Source organism: Nitrosospira briensis (genome assembly GCF_900115125.1).
In the GTDB taxonomy this organism is placed as follows: domain Bacteria; phylum Pseudomonadota; class Gammaproteobacteria; order Burkholderiales; family Nitrosomonadaceae; genus Nitrosospira; species Nitrosospira briensis_A.
Map to the genome: position 1 here is coordinate 42869 of NZ_FOVJ01000002.1, position 18957 is coordinate 61825.

At 52.4% G+C, this 18957-nt stretch carries 15 protein-coding genes; 3 read left to right on the forward strand and 12 right to left on the reverse strand.

Annotated elements, in window-relative coordinates; genetic code table 11:
* Positions 1-31: 31 nt before the first annotated feature.
* From BMZ14_RS05605 to rsgA, 3 genes are all read left to right on the forward strand, one after another.
* Complete coding sequence (locus tag BMZ14_RS05605) at positions 32-1288, forward strand: M48 family metallopeptidase (protein ID WP_074795677.1); 1257 nt, start codon at positions 32-34, stop codon at positions 1286-1288.
* A 153-nt stretch (positions 1289-1441) separates the two neighbouring features.
* A complete protein-coding gene (locus BMZ14_RS05610; protein ID WP_074795679.1) occupies positions 1442-1783 on the forward strand; it encodes a 4a-hydroxytetrahydrobiopterin dehydratase in 342 nt (113 codons plus the stop codon).
* Between the two features lie 20 nt (positions 1784-1803).
* Positions 1804-2721, forward strand: a complete 918-nt coding sequence (gene rsgA, locus BMZ14_RS05615) for a ribosome small subunit-dependent GTPase A (protein WP_256208476.1) — start codon at positions 1804-1806, stop codon at positions 2719-2721.
* 266 nt (positions 2722-2987) lie between these two features.
* On the opposite strand, the gene BMZ14_RS05620 is transcribed toward rsgA, so the two are convergent.
* From BMZ14_RS05620 to BMZ14_RS05680, 12 genes are all read right to left on the reverse strand, one after another.
* Complete coding sequence (locus BMZ14_RS05620; RefSeq protein ID WP_074795683.1) at positions 2988-4631, reverse strand: SulP family inorganic anion transporter; 1644 nt, start codon at positions 4629-4631, stop codon at positions 2988-2990.
* A gap of 627 nt (positions 4632-5258) precedes the next feature.
* The gene (locus tag BMZ14_RS05625) at positions 5259-7148 is read right to left on the reverse strand and encodes a proton-conducting transporter transmembrane domain-containing protein (protein ID WP_074795685.1); all 1890 of its coding nucleotides are present in this window, start codon (positions 7146-7148) and stop codon (positions 5259-5261) included.
* Positions 7145-9895: a YbcC family protein gene (locus tag BMZ14_RS05630; RefSeq protein WP_074795687.1), complete on the reverse strand. Its 2751-nt coding sequence runs from the start codon at positions 9893-9895 to the stop codon at positions 7145-7147. The genes BMZ14_RS05625 and BMZ14_RS05630 overlap by 4 nt, the downstream gene beginning before the upstream one ends.
* 367 nt (positions 9896-10262) lie before the next feature.
* Positions 10263-11531 carry a sensor histidine kinase gene (locus BMZ14_RS05635; protein WP_074795689.1) on the reverse strand — a complete coding sequence of 423 codons (1269 nt, stop codon included), beginning with the start codon at positions 11529-11531 and terminating at the stop codon, positions 10263-10265.
* A complete protein-coding gene (locus BMZ14_RS05640) occupies positions 11518-12201 on the reverse strand; it encodes a response regulator transcription factor (RefSeq protein ID WP_074795691.1) in 684 nt (227 codons plus the stop codon). The genes BMZ14_RS05635 and BMZ14_RS05640 overlap by 14 nt, the downstream gene beginning before the upstream one ends.
* Positions 12202-12313: 112 nt before the next feature.
* On the reverse strand, positions 12314-13393 hold the full coding sequence (gene hemE, locus BMZ14_RS05645; protein ID WP_074795693.1) for a uroporphyrinogen decarboxylase: 1080 nt from the start codon (positions 13391-13393) through the stop codon (positions 12314-12316).
* 307 nt (positions 13394-13700) lie between these two features.
* The gene (locus tag BMZ14_RS05650) at positions 13701-14822 is read right to left on the reverse strand and encodes a deoxyguanosinetriphosphate triphosphohydrolase (protein ID WP_074795695.1); all 1122 of its coding nucleotides are present in this window, start codon (positions 14820-14822) and stop codon (positions 13701-13703) included.
* Positions 14815-15921: a 3-dehydroquinate synthase gene (gene aroB, locus BMZ14_RS05655; RefSeq protein ID WP_177186938.1), complete on the reverse strand. Its 1107-nt coding sequence runs from the start codon at positions 15919-15921 to the stop codon at positions 14815-14817. Before aroB ends, BMZ14_RS05650 begins: the two co-directional genes overlap by 8 nt.
* 102 nt (positions 15922-16023) lie before the next feature.
* Positions 16024-16437, reverse strand: a complete 414-nt coding sequence (hemJ, locus tag BMZ14_RS05660; protein WP_074795697.1) for a protoporphyrinogen oxidase HemJ — start codon at positions 16435-16437, stop codon at positions 16024-16026.
* 203 nt (positions 16438-16640) lie between these two features.
* A complete protein-coding gene (locus BMZ14_RS05670; protein ID WP_074795701.1) occupies positions 16641-17201 on the reverse strand; it encodes a NifU family protein in 561 nt (186 codons plus the stop codon).
* Positions 17202-17213: 12 nt separating this feature from the next.
* Positions 17214-17696 carry a Fe-S cluster assembly sulfur transfer protein SufU gene (gene sufU, locus BMZ14_RS05675; RefSeq protein WP_074795703.1) on the reverse strand — a complete coding sequence of 161 codons (483 nt, stop codon included), beginning with the start codon at positions 17694-17696 and terminating at the stop codon, positions 17214-17216.
* Positions 17696-18955 carry a cysteine desulfurase gene (locus tag BMZ14_RS05680; RefSeq protein WP_074795705.1) on the reverse strand — a complete coding sequence of 420 codons (1260 nt, stop codon included), beginning with the start codon at positions 18953-18955 and terminating at the stop codon, positions 17696-17698. Before BMZ14_RS05680 ends, sufU begins: the two co-directional genes overlap by 1 nt.
* Positions 18956-18957: the final 2 nt, after the last annotated feature.

The following is an 18957-nucleotide window of genomic DNA, read 5'->3' on the forward strand; positions in this document are numbered from 1 at the left end:
CCCGTCACCTTTCATCACTCTCGCCGCAACCATGCAAACTTTCACAGTTATATTTCTTGCAGCGCTGACGCTCACAGTTTTGACGCAGTGGTGGCTGGCAACGAGGCAGATCCGTCATGTTCTCGCCCACCGGGACCGCGTGCCAGAGACTTTTTCATCCCGGATCGACCTGGAGGCGCACCGGAAGGCGGCCGACTATACTTGTGCCAAGACGCGGCTGAGGTACGTCGGCATATTGCTGGAAGCCGTGCTTTTACTGGTGTTTACCCTGGGAGGTGGCTTGAACGCCCTGGCTGCTTTCTGGTCGGGCTGGCTCGCCGATCCGCTCCTGCACGGCATGGCGCTTATCGTGAGCACGGTATTGATAATGAGCGTGGTAGAACTTCCCATAAGTTATTATCGGACATTCGTCATTGAGCAGCAGTTTGGTTTCAACAAAATGACGTTGCGCATGTTTTTTCTGGACTTGATCAAACGGACCCTATTGGGCGTGCTACTTGGGGCGCCACTGCTATTTTGCGTTGTATGGCTGATGGAAGAAGCGGGACCAGGCTGGTGGCTTTATGCCTGGATTGCATGGATGGGCTTCAACCTGATGGTTCTCGCCATTTTTCCAACCTGGATAGCGCCAATTTTCAACAAATTCACCCCGCTTGAAGATGCTCCGCTTAAAGAGCGCATCGAGCAATTGATGCGAAAATGCGGCTTCAAATCCAGCGGTCTTTTCGTAATGGATGGTTCGCGCCGCAGCAACCATGGTAATGCTTATTTTACCGGTTTCGGCAAGACCAAGCGGATCGTTTTTTTTGACACTTTGCTTTCTCGCCTCGATCCGGCCGAAGTTGAAGCGGTGCTGGCGCATGAACTCGGCCATTTCAAACGCCGTCATGTAATTAAACGGATTGCCTGGAGCTTTGCGATGAGCCTCATTTTTTTATGGGGTCTGGGCTACCTGATGGAGCAGCGCTGGTTTTACGAGGGACTCGGTGTTTCTGTTTCATCGGTGCCTTCCACCGCGATTGCGCTGCTGCTGTTTTTCATGGTCATGCCCATTTTCACATTTCTGTTTCAGCCGTTGGCGAGCCTGTATTCCCGCAAGCACGAATTCGAGGCCGACGAGTATGCGGCGCATACCGCTTCTGCCTCCGACCTGATACGCGCGCTAACTAAACTCTATCAGGATAATGCTGCTACCCTCACTCCGGATCCGCTCCATTCGGCGTTCTACGATTCCCATCCTCCAGCGTCGATGAGAATAGCGCGACTGGAAAACCTGGCGCATAATTGACGTTTATCGTGTGTTTCAGCATTCTTCCAATCAGATTGACCGACATTATGACGTGCCTGGATGCGGCATCATAAGGGCTTAAAGCATATCTGTACTGCCGGGCGTTTTGGTAAGATTTGGTTAACGATTTAACACTGACGAGCAGGAGTATTAATGAATATCACCGCCAATGATCTCGCAACAAAGCAGTGCAAGCCATGCGAAGGCAATATGCCGCCGCTTTCGCCCGCGGAAATAACCGTGCTGATGCAGCAACTCGAAGGATGGGAGTTTTTCGAGAAGGTAATTCGTAAAGACTACCATTTCAAGAATTACTACCAGACCATTGCTTTCGTGAACACCGTTGCGTGGATTTCGCATCGGGAGGATCATCACCCGGACATGATGGTCGGTTACAACAAATGCAGTGTTGAATACACGACTCACGCAATCAGCGGCCTGTCCGAGAATGATTTTATCTGTGCCGCCAAAATCGACACCTTGTTCCAGATTTGAGTTCAGCCTGCCGCTCCCCGATTTCATCTCCCATTCGAGGAGAAATAGTTGCCGCGTATGGCAGGCATTTTCTCGTTAAAACAGCGACTGATATAGCGCTTCCTTGTGTATTGCGTGGGAGAAAAGGTGGCGCGGCGTGTGGCGACCAGGTAGAGATCCGGCTGACGAGCCCAGGCCAGGGCGTAATTGAAACCATCCTGCCACGCCGTACGCTACTGCATCGCAGCGACAGCTCCCGCGACAAATTAATCGCCGCCAATGTGACACAGCTAGTCATCGTGGTGGCCGCGGTACCCAGCTTCAGCGAGGAATTGATAAATCGCTGTCTCGTTGCCGCCGAAAATCAGCACATCAAGGCGCTGATCGTACTCAATAAGGCTGACCTCTCCGAACCCACGCGCGCCGCGTTTGCGACGCTTTTGCTCTACGAAAGACTGGGCTATTCCCTGCTACAGCTCAGCGCGAAGACCGATATTGAACCCCTTCTGCCCTATCTACGAGGCCACCTCAGCGCGTTAGTGGGGCAATCTGGAATGGGGAAGTCAACCCTGATCAACGCCCTGATCCCCGCAGCTGAACGCGCCACCGCTGAAATATCCACCACGCTTGATACCGGGCGTCACACGACGACTCATGCGCGGCTTTATCAGCTCGACGAAACCAGCGGCATTATAGATTCCCCCGGGGTGCAGCAATTCGGCTTGCAGCATATAAGCAGCGAAGAACTCGTATGGGGATTCAAGGAATTTCATCGTTACATCGGCCAATGTAAATTCAACAATTGCTGTCATATAGGCGAACCCGGTTGCGCCCTGCTTCATGCGGTGGGGGAAGGAAAAATCGATCCGCGCCGCCTTGATTTTTACCGCAAGCTGATCATGTCATGGAGGCCCCCGCCCGGTGCGACCTCTATCCTCAAGCCCAACGCCCAGCCCTAGAATCTTTCCAGGACTGGCTGCGAATCGCGTTTACCCGTTTGTTTCAGTTGCATTCCGAGCCTGAGCTCGCTCCGCTTTCCTTCCCTCGCCTATCTAAAGCTCACGACGCTTCACACCATGAGTTTATATCCCGAGACAATATACATAACCCGTTCGGCGGGTCACCTTACCCCTCGCGCAAAGTCAGCGCCAAAAGCAAAGGCTCCCCGCCCGCGTTGAGCAGACAGGGAGCCTTCGCACGCTACTTTCGGCTTGATGCGCTTGGGCTAACCCCCCCCAAGTGACTGCGTTGTTGTTTCGCCGACTTTCTGTTTTTTGACTTTCCTTCCAGCAAGCGGATGACTGGAGAACGGTTCAAATCGCTCAAAACCCTTGACAGTTACCGAGCCGCCGGTCTCGATATATTGCTCTTCGAAATGTTCTAGAAATTCCATGAAAGTATGGTCGACCAATGTAGCCTGGCCGAAATCAAGAACTACTTCTTTGCCCGGCTTGAATCGGGTAAGCACTTTCTTGAAACCGATCAGATTCGAAAATATGGCCGCGTCCTGAACGTTCATATAGTATTGCGTTTCGCTTTCCTTCAACTGATAACGGGCCTTGAAAATGTTACCTAATGAAGCCCCGTTTACGATATGAAAGACGAACTTGACTGCGATACCCGCAGCAATGCCCACGAGCAAATCAGTGGCAACCGTCGTGGCAATAGTGACCAGGAAGATGGTCAGTTGCTCGCTGCCGATTTTATAAGTCTTGAAAAACAAGCCAGGCGATGCAAGACGATATCCCACAAAGACCAACATGGCCGCAAGGGCGGTGTTGGGAATCATCTCGATTACCGGAATCATCAATAGCATCGAGATGAACAAGCAGAAGCCGTGAAAGAAATTGGCCCAGCGAGTGCGCGCCCCGAAACCGACATTTGCCGAGCTACGTGCGACTTCAGATATCATTGGGGACCCACCGACTACCGCTGCAAGCGTATTGCCTGCCCCAACCGCAATCAAATCCTTGTTGAAATTCGACTGACGCCTCCATGGATCCAGGCTGTCAATGGCCTTTACCGTCAGGCATGACTCAAGGCTTCCAACCAGAAGAAACATGATTACATATTTCCAGAATACCCCCGTTCCAATTTGTGAGAAGTCGGCATTAAAAGCGATTTCCTTCCAGAAATCACCGATATGAACCAGGATGTGGGCCGGTTGCGTTCCCTTGAAATCCAGAACCATGGCAGCTGGGATCGCTATCAGCAATACAAGCATTGGAGCTGGAATTTTCTTCACTAAGGGATTTTTTATCATGGGCAATCCGAACAGGATAACCAGACTGAGTAATCCGATCATTGCGACCGGACCATTCGGATTCATGATCGAATTGGGAATTTCCGCATACAGCCTCACGGGGCCCATTCCGGCCAGTGTCGCGGGGTCTATTCCCAACAGGATATGAGCCTGTTTGGATATGATGATAAGCCCGATGGCAGCCAGCATTCCATGTACCGCGGATAATGGGAAGAAATCGCTCAGCGAGCCAGCCTTCATGAAACCGATGACAACCTGAAGCGCACCCGCTACGACCATGACTCCCAGGGCCATTTTCCACCCTTCAGGCCCGCCACCAACTTCAGCTACGCATCCCGCGACAATAGTAATCAAACCCGCTGCAGGACCTTTGATGGTCAGGTGTGAACCGGCAAAAAACGCAACAACCAGGCCTCCTATCATCGCGGTAAGTACACCCATCGCGGGCGGAAAATCACCGGCCTTGGCGATACCCAGACTTAACGGCAGCGCCAGCAGGAAAACAAAGAACCCGGCCATAAAATCGTACCGGAAGTTCTCTATCATGCCCGGCAGGCCGTCTTTCGGAATTGTCAATTTAGCAGTAGAACTATTCGTAGAACTCATCAGATGTCGCTCCCATTCATTTGGATTTTAATGTCCCAATTAAAAACACGGGTTTTAATAATGTTTTGCACTTGCTTTTCGTGTTTGATACGTTCCGCGCATTCTTCGCGACTGGATTTATCCCGAAGGGTTGAAATACGCCAAACCCGGTGTTGTTAAGCTTCCAAAAATAAATGTCCCGGCAATGAAGCGCCTCCGCAGTAATGCGGCTGCCCGTACAATCCCCATCGCTCTTTGGACATATGTCAGGTTTTCGGCGGCAGGATGCATATTTCTCTCCTTTGCATGGAGTCAAACATTAAAACAAACATTTCCATCATTCAACCCTGCGATTTGCACACCCTTCTTCCAATCGCACTGACTATTTAAACTTGAGTGTCATGCTCGTCTGAGACGCCACTCACTGTTACGCTGTACCAGGTAGAGCAGGAGTCAGGAAATCTGCCACAAAGATCACCGGCCTACCTGTTATATCAAAAACAGGTAGGCTTCATTCTCCTCTTTCATCAGCCAGTGACTCGCCCGAAATTCGCAGGGCCGCGTTCTGCGTGATTGACATACATACGCGGGCGCCTCCGGGACTGCGCTACCTTTACCTTAATCCGCTTAACTTAACCATTGTCCACGTCATGAATTTTTAAACGGAACGGCATGATAAGTCTTGGCGTGGGGCCCGAGGTAAATTCGGGAGTAGATTCTTACCAGCGAGAGCCCCACTATGATGAAGCTCAGGGCAAGAATGACCGCAAACACGATCTGATCTGTGTGAATATGAGTGAAAATCAAGTCTATCCCCAGAAATGATGGGGTAATGGGAAAACCCATCAACCCTAAACACGCAAGCAGGAAAACGAAAGCCTGTCCGGGATATTCATACACATGACCCTGACCCTGAGGGTCCTTCAGATCCACCCCCCGCTCGAGTGATTTCAGTTGTGCCAAACACGCGTATCCCACAAGACCTGAAAGGAGGATGCCACTTATATAAATGACGATCTCCCGGGTCGTCACCTCGTCGTAGAACGAGATGGCGAGCGCGATCCAGAGATGATTCATGACAACGAAGTACCAGCTCAACTGCGGACTCATTCTTTCCGAGAAAGACTTCAGCACGACGATCAGGGCGATGAAGGCAAATAGTGTCGGGAGGAATTGCTGGACTCCGGCCGACAGGGATTGCTCGTAGAACAGACAGGCGAGACCGGCGAGGAAAAATGCGGTAGCGATAACGAAACCGGTGGTCCCGGATAACACCAGGTTCAGCTTTCTGCCTATCCATTTCACAGGGTCCCAGAAGAAAACATACATGAACGAATCGAGGTTGAACTCCTTCACGCTCAGCATATAGGCACCGTACTCGATCTGCTTGGATGTGGAGTGTTTGTCGATATACTCCCTTGGAACAAAGTTGTAGAACTGGTCGCGGAGCAGGAAGGTCACAGCCGATGGCGAAACCAGAAGCTGATACGTCCGCAGGAATGCATTTCCTGCGGTATGGAGCAAGGCAAGATCATAAAACCCTAACGCCACTTCCACGAAAATGATGCCGATCTGCGCCACCGAAGAGTAGGCAATCTGCGTCTTGATCGAGGACTGCACGCGTGAAATAAGGGTCGCGACTACGGCTGTCGCCACGCCAAGAAGAATTACAAGCGCTACCACAACGGGCTGGTTTTCCCAGAATGGGAACGTTCTCAAGAGCAGGAAGACCCCTAAGTGAACCGAAAGCGAGCCATAGAAGATCGCACTTGATGGAGTGGGTCCTTCCATTGCCCGGGGCACCCAGGAAGAGAACGGGAGTTGACCGGATTTCACCGCGGCGGCCAGTAAAAGCATCAATCCGATCAGCATCCCCAGCGTCGTGTCGCTCTCAAGAGTCTGAGCAACCAACTCCGGTTCCATCAGCTTCGAGAACGTGATGTTCTCATGCCATAGATGATGGCTCATCCATATGACCAGGATCAGACCCATATCTGCGACACGGAACACCGTGAATACCTTGAGCGCATTTTTTACCGGCAGGTACCGCTCCCTGTAGAACCCGATCAGGAGGAAGGACGTGATTCCCAGAACTTCCCAACCGATGAAGAGCGTTTCGAAATTACCGGAGAAAATAATGGTGTTGTAGCCGATGTAAAAGAACAGGATCGTGTTGAAAAACCGCTTGTACCCCCTTTCGCGATGAAGGTACCACCTGGAGTAGACGGTAACCAGAAAACAGAGGAAGGAACCGACGAATAGATAAACCGCGGTGATTTTGTCGAAATAGAATGAAATGAAAAACCTGTAACTTTCCGCGTCATACAGGACAAGCTCAATTGTCTGGAACGTCGGGTGGCCGTCGATCAGCCAGAGGACCAGGAATACCCAGGCCAAAACCATGTGCGAACCGACAGTGAGGTAGGCTATCCACGAAATGGCATCCTCATTCTTTTTCGGCACGAGCATGGTGAGCGCAAACCCGACCAGCGGGATGAATATGAATAGCCCAAGCAGCGAGGTTAGCAGTGTCGTCATTTTTTTGCCTTCTCCTTCTTCTCGATAAAGTAGACGGGTAGATTCTCTTGAACCGCATCCAGGGTTTCGATCGATTCCGCTTTCTTGGCCTGTTCCATCAACGCATTCAGATCCGATACGGTTTCCAGATCTTTCAACAGGGGTTTGTAAATCTTCGAGAAATCACCGTCCTTGTACAGCCAAAGCTCACCTGTGTCAGGATGCAATGCCAAACAATGCACCCAGTAGTTTTCATAGAACGAATAGTTTGCCTTCTGCGACTTGATCACCTTCAATGCCACCTCGGGATAATGTTCGATGATGACCAGGAGACGAACTGGGTCGTGGATCTCGATCATTTGGCTGGGCAAACCAGTCCTCAAGTCGCCGTCAGCCCCATTGGCCACCCCGATCAGGCCCATGACGTTGTGCGGCAGTTTTGTTCCCGCGCCCATCTTATGGTTGTCGGTCCGGGAGAAAAAATACTCGAGGTCAATACCGCCCATAACCAACGCAATGGGGCCCATGGACATGGTGAGGAACTTACCTTCAGGATCGGTCCGGTAGTCATAGGTGCTGGTCGACGCGCGCCTGTCCAGGAAGAGGTTTTCGGTAATGCTCCGTCTGCCGATAATACTTACCGCGTTCGTCGCATGATTGAGCTCAGGCCTGGGTTCGAACAGCGAAACCGCTCTCCTTCGGATTTCCTCATGAATCTCCTTCGGGCTCATTTTGGTATCGATAGATACCAACCTTCTGGACCGTTCCTTTGCGTGGAGATCGAGCGCTTCGTTGATGACAAGCGTGTTTCTCCTGTGCCTGGCAGCGTTTTCCTCGGAGAGAATATCTTCATCGAAGAACGCGACTTCGTCACGCGTGGTGTCGTGCAGACCCGGGAGGAACTGGGTTTCAGGCGGGATAACGACGCCCCGTTCTTTGAGCGCTTCCCTTACCTTGGGGTGGTTTGCCATGTAACAAAACGTCCTGGCATTCACCGATCCGGGCCGCCCACCGCATGCGCCACAGTCATAGGCGGTATAGTGAGGGTTGTTTACGCTGGATGCTCCGTGGCCAATCATGTAAACGATGGGAGCGAAGGTTTTATCTACGCCGTTCAACCCCGTACTGGTCAGGACACCCTGAACGCGCTGGATCATGTCATCGACGGTGTAGCCAATCTGCAATCCATTTTCCGTGTCGCTCGGGTCCTTGTTTTCAATGGTGAGCCTCGCGTTCTTGTCCACGTGTGAATAAGAGGAGGCCATGGCGGGCATCGCACCCGGCTTGAATACGTTCAAGGCCAGTCTCAGGGCCGACACAAACCCGATTGTTTGGGAGATAAACCAGCCCTGGAAAAGCGAATGCGTAAGCTTGGAAAAATGCACTTCCTTCTTTATCTTCTGCTTGTTGCCGATTTCCTTGACCAGGAATTTGGGGAAGACCGGCGCGGGACAGCATTTCGTGTAAAACTTGCCGTTCTCCGGCTGATAGTACAGCTCGACGTTAAAAAATCCGGCGGTGGTAAACGTTTCGCAATCCGGATCAAGTTGCTCGAGGTACCGGCGGAACGATGTCAACCGGTCATCGATGCAGAAGAATGTCTGGAAACTTCTGTTTTCGATCTTTCTTTCCCAGGACTTGTCCTGCAAAGCTATTCCGGCCAACACCTGGTCGTAGTACGTCCACTCGAAAGCATCCTGCCACAGGGAAAGAACCGTATCGACCTCAGTCTCGGGCACATCGTCGAACAACGGTTGGGGCCGCTCTTTCAGAATGCGGGCAATGGGTTGCCAGCTTTCGCCGAAATAGGAGTCGAGCGCGTCGATCTCGAGCAAAAGCTCGAAGATAACCAAGTCATGAACAGTAATGTTCTTCGGATTCAGGAGAGAGGCAGGCTGATCCTCGACGGCAGACACCATGCCCGACCAACCCGGATGGGCAAACTGCTGGTCAAACAGATACTGCGTGTAGAGCGTCTCATCCCCCACCAGGAGCTTGAGCAAATCCTCCAACTTGTGGTTTCCGGATACCAAAAGCTTTTTAGCTCTCTTCGTCTTGAAGAAGCTGGTAAAGCTCTTTTCCTCCATTTCCTTTATGGCGGCGAGAAAACCCTTGTGGCCGATTGGAAAGCCCCATATTGAAATTCCCTGATCGAGAAAGCTGCACAGGATTCTGAACAGAAGCGGGTGAACCATCAGGTCCAGGTCAATAGGATAATGGCGCTTCCAGTTCGCCCTCAGTTTGCCTATTCTGGGGGAAACGGAATCGTCATATTCCTTCTCAAGCAGCCGCTGCATCCAATCCTCAAGATACTGTGCACCCTTCTGCTCGGAGATAATCCGCTCAAGAATATCCTTGCGAATACGTCCGGCTTCGTACAGGTCTCTATATTCACGGAGTTGAAGAGAAGGAAAATATCCGAATATTTTTTTTGCGCGACGCGTTCCCTCATGGAAGGGATAGTCCTGGAAGGCGTGTAATGTATTATGATGAATAAAGTCTTTCAGCGGAGCCTGCGAGGGCAAATAGTGCTTCAGGTCATGGAGCGCTTCCGCTTCATCAAACGAAGAAGTTGGAGCCTCTGCCTTGGTTTCGGTCAGTTCTACGTGAACCGCACTGATATCCGCTCGCTTATCTAGACTAGCCGGTGCGCTCACTGCAGTTGCGGCGGCGCCGGAGGTCACAAACTGTTTTGGAGAATCCATCACTAACCCGATCCTCTTTCCCTCTTTCTGTACATTTCCACCTTTGTCTATTGCTGCTGGCATAGTTTTTACTCCTCTCCTTCGTGACGCGTTCTGACCTGTTAATAGGATTCCCTTTAATTAAAACAAACTCGATTCATCGACTTAAAATAACAGAGGAATTTACTCAGGTATCAAATTAACACACGCTTTGTGAAGAATTCGTGAAGACAAACACTACACATAAACAGGGTTTAAACAAGCATCGGCGCCGGCTGGAAAGCGTGTTTCTGTGGCTTAACCGGTATAAAAGCCTGGCAGTTCAAGAACAGGGAAAGTAGCGGAGATGGATTCGTGGCAACTCGCTGAGCCGGGAAAAACCACAGGGCTTTAATGCACTGCCTGTCGGCCTGACAGCCAAATCGCTGCTCAGGCTTCAGGACAGCGATTTTCAGGGGAATACGATATGAAAAGTCGCACCGCAACCGGGGGTACTTTCGACTTCAATGCGCCATCCATAGTGGTCACAGATGCGCTTGACTATCGCAAGTCCAATCCCAAGACCCTCACCCTGGGTTGACCCACGGAAGAAGCGCTCATAAAGAAGAGGCAGGTAGCTAGGTTCGATGCCAATGCCGGAATCGGAAATAGACAGGCGGTTGCCGCTGAAATTCACCCGTATGAAGCCGCTGTTTGTATATTGCACGGCATTGCGAAGAAGGTTTACCAGAGCGGTATGGAGCGCCTGCCGGTTCAGGGTGAGGACAGCGTTTGGTTCTACGGCAACCTCGAAAGTGAGATGCTTCCGATAGATATCCCCGCATACGGGTTCTGCCGCGTCGTACACGCACTCTGCGAGAGCAACAGGCTCTTTGATACCCAGAGCCTGCTCCCGGGCAAGGAATAACAAAGCTTGCAATTGCTCGCCCATGCGGGTAGCCGCAGCCTCGATCATCCTTATGCGCGCCCGCGCTCTTTCGGACAAATCCGGCTCGGTGAAAAGCAACTCGCAACTCGTCAGTACGGTGGTAATAGGTGTGCGCAGCTCATGGCTTATATTGGCAGTAAATTCCTGCTCGCGTCTCAGCATGCGTGTAATGCGGTTCTGATAGTCGTCGAGCGCGCGGGCAAGCTGCGCCACTTCCTCATCCTGACCCGGCTGGGTAAGGGTGGGTCCCTGCACATCTCCAGGCGCAAGATGCCTTACCTGCTCGGCGAGATCAGTCACTTGTTTGACGAGTACGCCTGCCAGCAGATACCCTACCAAAAGCGCAACGCCTACCACCGATATAAGGGATAGAACGATGAGTAGTCTCAGCTCCTGCTGTCGCTGGTCGTGCAGCCCGACTTCGTAAGCGACGAGAAACTTGACTCCATCGACGTGGTGTACCGCGACGCGGACCTCCTCAGGCCCGCGGAACACCTTGTGGCGCCTGTAATTGAGCCCTTGCAGGTGCGAGGGGAGCCGGGATTCCTCTGCAGGATCATGGATAATGTATTTTTCGAGGTTGGACCCCTCTTGCGGAACGAAATCGGCGCTCTCGCGGTAGCGCTGGAGCAGATAGTCCATCTCGGTTTCGATGATCTGCTCAATGTGCGCTTCTTCGATATCGTCGGAGGCAATATAAAGACTGACCCCGAGAGTGCCTACGACAACGATGCAGAATACGGCGAATGCCAGCGCGACGCGAAGGCGTAAACCGCGCTTAAGTCCGGGCACGAGTCGCTAAGCGATAGCCAAGACCATGAACCGTTTCAATGGGATCATAGCCACCAGCCCGGGTTAACGCACGCCGCAGTTCGTGCATATGACTTCGCAGGGTATCACTGGTTTCCTGCACATCGCCCCACACCTCCGTTTCGAGCTCCTTGCGGCTGAAAACACGCCCTGGCTCATCCATAATTACCGCAAGCAATCCGATACACTTGGGTGGTAGTTTGACGCTTGCGCCTGCAAAGCGAATAGACAATGTTTTCGGGTCGAATGAAAGATCGTCAGTTTCGAGCGTGCGGCTGGTAACCTTGCCCTTCCTGCGTTTGTGCATGGCCACCAGACGCGCTTCAACTTCTTTCAGTGCGAATGGCTTGACCAGATAATCGTCAGCACCGCAGTCGAAACCCTTCAACTTGTCCTCCAGTGTATCGCGCGCTGTCAGCATCAGCACCGGCGTATCAAGATTGGCTTCCTGGCGAAGCTTTCGGCATAGCGTGAGGCCGTCCGCGCCGGGTAATCCGATATCAAGCAGGATTCCGTCGAACCGCTGAGTAACAGCGAGATAAAGACCCGTTATGCCATCGGCCGCAGCATCGACGCTGTGACCCCGGGCTTCCAGAAAATCGTAGAGATTACTGGCTATCGCCGGATCATCTTCGATAATTAGTATATGCACGAGAAGATAGCCCTTCCAAAAAATTTGCGCGCAGTATTACGCGACTATTAAGAAAGAACCCCTCATTGGAACAACGACTCTTTCCATACACCTGCCTCGTTACCCAACTCCTCTATCTGCCGCCGTCGGACTGGCGTTGTTTGCGGCTGATGGCGTGAACTGCGTCCACCAGCGTCCGGGCATTCTCCGGAGGGGTGAACTGTGAAATTCCGTGACCAAGATTGAAAACATGACCGTTGCCCTTGCCGTAACTGGAAAGGATTTTCTCGACTTCCGCAGTTATCACCTCCGGTGTGGAAAACAATACGGCAGGGTCGAGATTTCCCTGCAGGGCAACCTTGTCACCCACGCGCCGGCGAGCCTCGCCGATGTTAACGGTCCAATCCAGCCCGACTGCATCGCAGCCGCTGTTAGCGATGCTTTCCAGCCATAGCCCGCCACCTTTTGTAAAGACAATGCTGGGAATTCGTTCCCCGCCTTGTTCACGTTTCAGCCCTGCAAGTATTTGACCAATGTAACGCAAGGAAAATTCCTGGTAAGCAGCATGTGACAGTGCCCCGCCCCAAGTATCAAAAATCATCGCGACCTGAGCCCCGGATTCGATCTGGGCATTAAGGTAGCTGGTTACCGCCTGGGCGTTGATATCGAGAATGTGGTGCAGCAAATCGGGCCGCTGGTACAACATGGTCTTGATTTGACGGAAATCGGTTCCGCCACATCCCTCCACCATATAGCATGCAAGCGTAAAGGGACTACCGGAAAAGCCGATCAGTGGAACACTGTTGTCGAGAGTCCTGCGAATTTGTGAAACCGCATCCATCACATACCGTAAATGCACCCAGGGATCAGGTACTGTAAGCGCACGAATTTCCCATTCCTCTCGCAAAGGTCGCTCGAACTTGGGTCCTTCGCCGTCAGCGAAATAAAGTCCCAGCCCCATCGCGTCAGGAATTGTCAGAATATCGGAAAACAGTATTGCAGCGTCCAGCGGAAAGCGCGCGAGAGGCTGCATGGTAACTTCAGTGGCGAAATCGGGATTCTTGCACAGGTCAAGAAAGCTGCCTGCACGAGCACGCGTCTGATTGTATTCCGGCAGGTAACGGCCGGCCTGCCGCATCAGCCACACCGGCGTGTAATCGGCAGGTTGCCGAAGCAGAGCCCGCAACAGGGTGTCGTTTTTCAATTTCGTCATTCGATTCTATTAATCCCCACAATTTCGCAGAATCCAGCGCGGTGGATCAAACCATATCCGCCGTGCCGTCCCGGCCTACCTGACAAGGTCGCCCGATACCGCCGACACTGCCTACTCCCAAATCGCCTTATTTTACCAGCGATTAGCTTCCGGGTACACGATCCCTGCCGCAATTCGCGGCGATCGGGCAACGACCGATGTTCCGATATCACCTGAGCCTGATGTTGCGGGATTTGAAATACCTCGAAAAGGTATTTTTTCCAGGACTTATCGAGCAATTACAGAACCGGAGCAGACGGAGGTGCCCTCAATTCTCTTCAATTGCAAACAGTCGCCGGTATTCTCGTATCGCATAACGATCAGTCATGCCTGCAATATAATCTGCAATCGCCTGATGCTCGTCCTGAAGGTATTTCGACTGAAATATGGGGGGAAGCAATTGTATATCCAGGTTAAAAGCATTGAAGAGCATTTCGACTGTATGCCGGGCCTTTGCGCTCATGCGGGCCACTTTATAGTGGCGGTAGAGATTGTCCCGAAGAAACTTTTTCAGCTCCTGCTGTTCCTGCCGTATTTTGTCGCTGAAACCTATCAGTGCAGGCGCCTCCCTTACAGCTGGCAAGCTATCGGGACGGGCCTCGGAAATGTTCATTGCGCTTTGCCTGGTCAAATCCCCTACCAATGTGTTGATCATGCGCCGAACCGTTTCATGAACCAGACGCCGCCCGGAGATTTGAGGGTAATGTTTTTTGGCCATGGCCAGGTGTCGTGCAAAGATATCTACTTCCGCAAGCTGCTCCTGAGTAATAAGCCCGGAGCGCAGGCCATCGTCGACATCATGATTGTTATAAGCAATTTCGTCTGCAAGATTAGCCAGTTGAGCTTCCAGCGAAGGTCGCTGATCCTTTAGAAAACGTTCACCTACATCCCCGAGTCTTTGTGCATTTTTCCTGGCGCAATGCTTGAGGATGCCTTCTCGCGTTTCAAAGCACAGATTCAAGCCATCAAATGCCCCGTAGTGTTCTTCCAGCACATCCACTACCCTCAGGGATTGAAGATTGTGCTCAAAACCCCCATGGTCTTTCATGCATCCATTGAGCGCATCCTGCCCGGCGTGGCCAAATGGCGTATGACCCAGATCATGCGCGAGAGCAATGGCTTCCACCAAATCTTCATTAAGCTGAAGATTGCGGGCGATGGAGCGGCCAATTTGCGCGACTTCCAGGCTGTGCGTCAGGCGGGTGCGGAACAAGTCTCCCTCATGATTTACGAAAACCTGGGTCTTGTACTCAAGTCGCCGGAAGGCCGTCGAATGAATGATGCGATCCCGGTCGCGCTGGAACGGAGTGCGCCCCCGAGAGGATTCTTCGGCGAGCCGGCGACCGCGAGAATTCGCCTGCGAGACCGCGTATGGCGCCAACTCATGCATCGTGGGTGCATTCCACCAGTGTTCGGGCGAGCATTTCTGCGGGCACATCCGAGCGAACCACCGCTTCGCCGATTCGTTTAAGCAAAACGAAGCGCAGCTTTCCACCCTCCACTTTCTTGTCCAGCCCCATCAAGTGCAAGTATTTTTTGGTACCAAGGTTCGGGGCAACTGTGGGAAGTCCGGCCCGCAGGTAGAGTTTCCGAATCCGCTCGACGTCATCTTTGCCCATCATATGCAAACGCTGCGACAATTCAGCCGCCAGCATCGTACCCGCCGCCACCGCCTCTCCGTGAAGCCACTTGCCGTAGCCCATCGCATTTTCGATAGCATGGCCGAATGTATGTCCAAGGTTCAGCAGTGCTCGGACTCCACTTTCACGCTCGTCAGCCTCAACAATTTCCGCCTTGTGCATACAACTCCGACGTACTGCTTCGATCAGTACCGTCGCATCCCTGGCAAGAAGCTTCGCCATATTCACTTCCAGCCATTCCAGAAAAATGGAATCGCGGATAAGGCCATACTTGATGATCTCGGCGACACCGGCGCGCAACTCTCTCTCCGGCAAGGTATCCAGCGTAGCCGTGTCTGCCAGAACCACCCGTGGCTGATAAAAAGCGCCGATCATGTTTTTGCCAAGAGGATGGTTTATGCCCGTTTTTCCCCCTACGGAAGAGTCAACCTGTGCCAGAAGCGTGGTTGGAATTTGAATAAAGGGTACGCCTCGCAGATAAGTCGCAGCGGCGAATCCTGTAAGGTCGCCCACCACTCCACCGCCAAGCGCGACGATGGGGGTACTGCGTTCACAGCGCTGAGCAAGAAGCGCATCAAAAATGAGATTCAGCGTTTCCCAATTCTTGTACTTCTCGCCATCTGGAAGAATGATGGGGACCGGCGCCACGCCCTGGCCCTCCAGCATGGCGGAAAGCTTCTCCAGATACAAGGGCGCCACAATCGTATTGGTTACAATCGCTACCCGCTTCTTCGGCAAATGGCTCAAAATAAGGTCGGACTGCGATAGGACCCCGTTGCCGATATGTATCGGGTAATTACGCTCATCCGGTACAGAGGTGAAATTGACCGTAATTGTTCGCGTTTCCACGTGTTCGCGCAACGTCGTTTTTTCTGATTTGGACTGCAATTTTATTTAGCCTGGCTGGATGAAAAGGAAAGCGGCTCTTACAGTTCCAATACTCTGATTTCACTACCAGGGTTTCACTACCACGAGTATCACCACGCCAATCAGGATCAACACCGGAACTTCATTGAACCAGCGATAATAAACATGGCCGCGCCGGTTGCGATCATGCTTGAAGTCTGCCAGCAGCCTCCCACAATACAGGTGATAAGCGATCAGCATCACCACCAGTGCCAGCTTGGCATGCAACCAGCCGCCAGAAATACCATACCCTAGCCAGAGCCATAGGCCGAAGACGACGGTCAGGACCAAGCTCGGCGCCATGATCCCATAGTAGAGCTTTCGCTCCATTATCTTGAAACGCTCGATACCCGGCTGGTCTTCACACATCGCATGATAGACAAACAGGCGCGGCAAATAAAATAATCCAGCGAACCAGGTCACCACGAAAATGATGTGCAGCGATTTTATCCAGAGCATGGAATTATTGCGCAGGGAGTGCCAAATGGTTTCATTATGGGTCCGAAAATCATCATCGCAATGCGGACAAACGAGTATACGATGACCGATCAATGGGGAATGAACAATACTCTACGGAGCATGGGGCTCGCAAAAGATCAAGTCCATAAATCCTGTCGGGGTGTCATGGCCTTGAATACGCAGGACGGAAAATAATCTGATGCTTATACAGCAATAACCTCGAGATCGGGTTCGATCGACCTCAACATATTCTGGATACCCCTCAGCGTGCCCGAGATTGAGCTTGGGCACGTCCCGCAGGCCCCCTGGTAGTGAACGCTGAGCCTGTTTCCTTCCAGGCCGAGTACATGGAGATCGCCACCGTCGTTCTGGAGATAGGGACGCACTTCCTCGTCAAGCAAGGAGTTGATGATTTCGAGGCGTTGCCGATCCTCGGGGCTCAGCCCCGCAATTTCAGCGGTTGCGGTTGCAACGGTAGCGGCTGAGTGTGCATCCGCCGCTGGCGCGGCGCGTATCGGGTCGGCTACTTCGCGTGCCAGGTCCTGCCAGTCCGCGCCTCCATCCTGCGTGACCGTTATCCAGCGATCGACGTAAAATACATTGGTCACATGATCAATATCGAACAGCGCTGCGGCAAGCGGATCATCCTGTGCCTGCTCGGCATTGTCATACGAGCGTGTCACGCCCCAGGTCAACGGCTCCTTCAGAACGAATTTCAGGGCATTGCGATTAGGCGTGCCTTCTATTTCAGCTATTTTCGGCATTTCCTGCTCCTTTCACGCATCGCCAATGGCGGCATGCATCGGATCATCCTCGGCTTCAGTCGAGGTAGTGGTAACAGAATTGAGCGCAGCATGCAATGTATGCCACGGCAGAATGGCGCACTTCACTCGCGTAGGCAGGTCGCGTACCCCGGCGAACACTGTGAGCCGCCCCAAATGATGCTCGGCATCAAGATTGAGCGCGCCGGTAGCCATATCGCGGAATTCCTTGATCAAGGTTTCGGCGTCCTCACGAGTCTTGCCTTTCACAACAGTGGTCATCATTGAGGCGGACGCCTTGCAGATCGCGCACGACTCGCCATGAAACGCGATTCGATCGATGAGTTCGCCTTCGAGATTGAGCGCTATGTCGAGGTGATCGCCGCACAGGGGGTTATGACCCACCGCATGATGGCTTGCCTTATCAAGGGTGCCGTAGTTGCGGGGTTTCTTGTTGTGATCAAGAATGACTTCTTGATAAAGCGATTTGCTATTCATCAGGTAAAAATCTTTTGCACAGTTCTGATGCCCGCGATAAACGCGTCTACCTCGGACATCGTATTATAAAACGCAAATGAGGCGCGCGTAGTTGCAGGCACCTTAAGGCGCAGCATCACGGGCTGCACGCAATGATGACCGGTTCGAACTGCAACCCCTTCGTGATTCAGAAGCGTTCCGATATCGTGCGGGTGCACACCTTTGACCTCAAAGGACAACACGGCGGTTTTCGCAGCAGCGGTGCCGATAATACGCACGTCCGGCAAATCGCGCATTTGCTCCGTTGCATAGTTGAGGAGTTGAAGCTCATACGCGGCGATTGCATCCATCCCGATCCCGGATAAATAATCGACTGCGGCGCCGAGTCCGACCGCAGGCGCAATTGGCGGCGTACCGGCCTCAAATTTGTGCGGAATGGAATTATAGGTCGTTCTTTCAAATGTCACGGACAAAATCATATCGCCGCCGCCTTTGAACGGCTGCATGCGCTCAAGCAACTCTGCCTTGCCGTAAAGGATGCCTATGCCTGTCGGGCCGCACATCTTGTGACCTGAAAAAGCATAGAAATCGCAGTCGAGATCCTGCACGTCCACATTCATGTGCGGCGCGGCCTGAGCGCCATCAACCAGCACGGGTACTCCGCGCGCATGGGCGAACGCGATCATTTGTTTGACTGGATTAATCGTGCCCAGCGCGTTCGACACATGCAGCACACCAACAAATTTCGTACGGTCGGTAAAAAGGCTCTCATACTCATCGACAAGAAGCTCGCCCGCGTCATTGATGGGCACGACGCGTATCGTCGCACCCTTTTCTTCCGCGAGCATTTGCCATGGAACAATATTGGAGTGATGCTCAAGCGTGGTCAGAATGATTTCGTCACCCGAGCCTATGAATTTGCGGCCGTATCCGTGCATTACGAGATTAATCGAATCCGTGGTGCCGCTGGTGAAGATAACTTCCCTATCTTCGCGCGCATTGATAAAACGCTGCAGCTTGCGGCGTGATTCCTCGTATTCTGCCGTGGCCGTTTCCGATAAATAATGCACGCCGCGATTTATATTGGCATGCTGGCTCGTCTGATAACGAACGAGGCGGTCGATTACGGGCTGTGGCATCTGACTCGATGCGGCATTATCCAAGTAAACCAATGGCTTGTCGTCGATCCGGAGCTTGAGGATCGGAAACTCGGCGCGTATACGCTCGACATCGAATGTCGAAGTGAATTGCGGTCTTAAAGTGGAATCTATGATCTTCATTG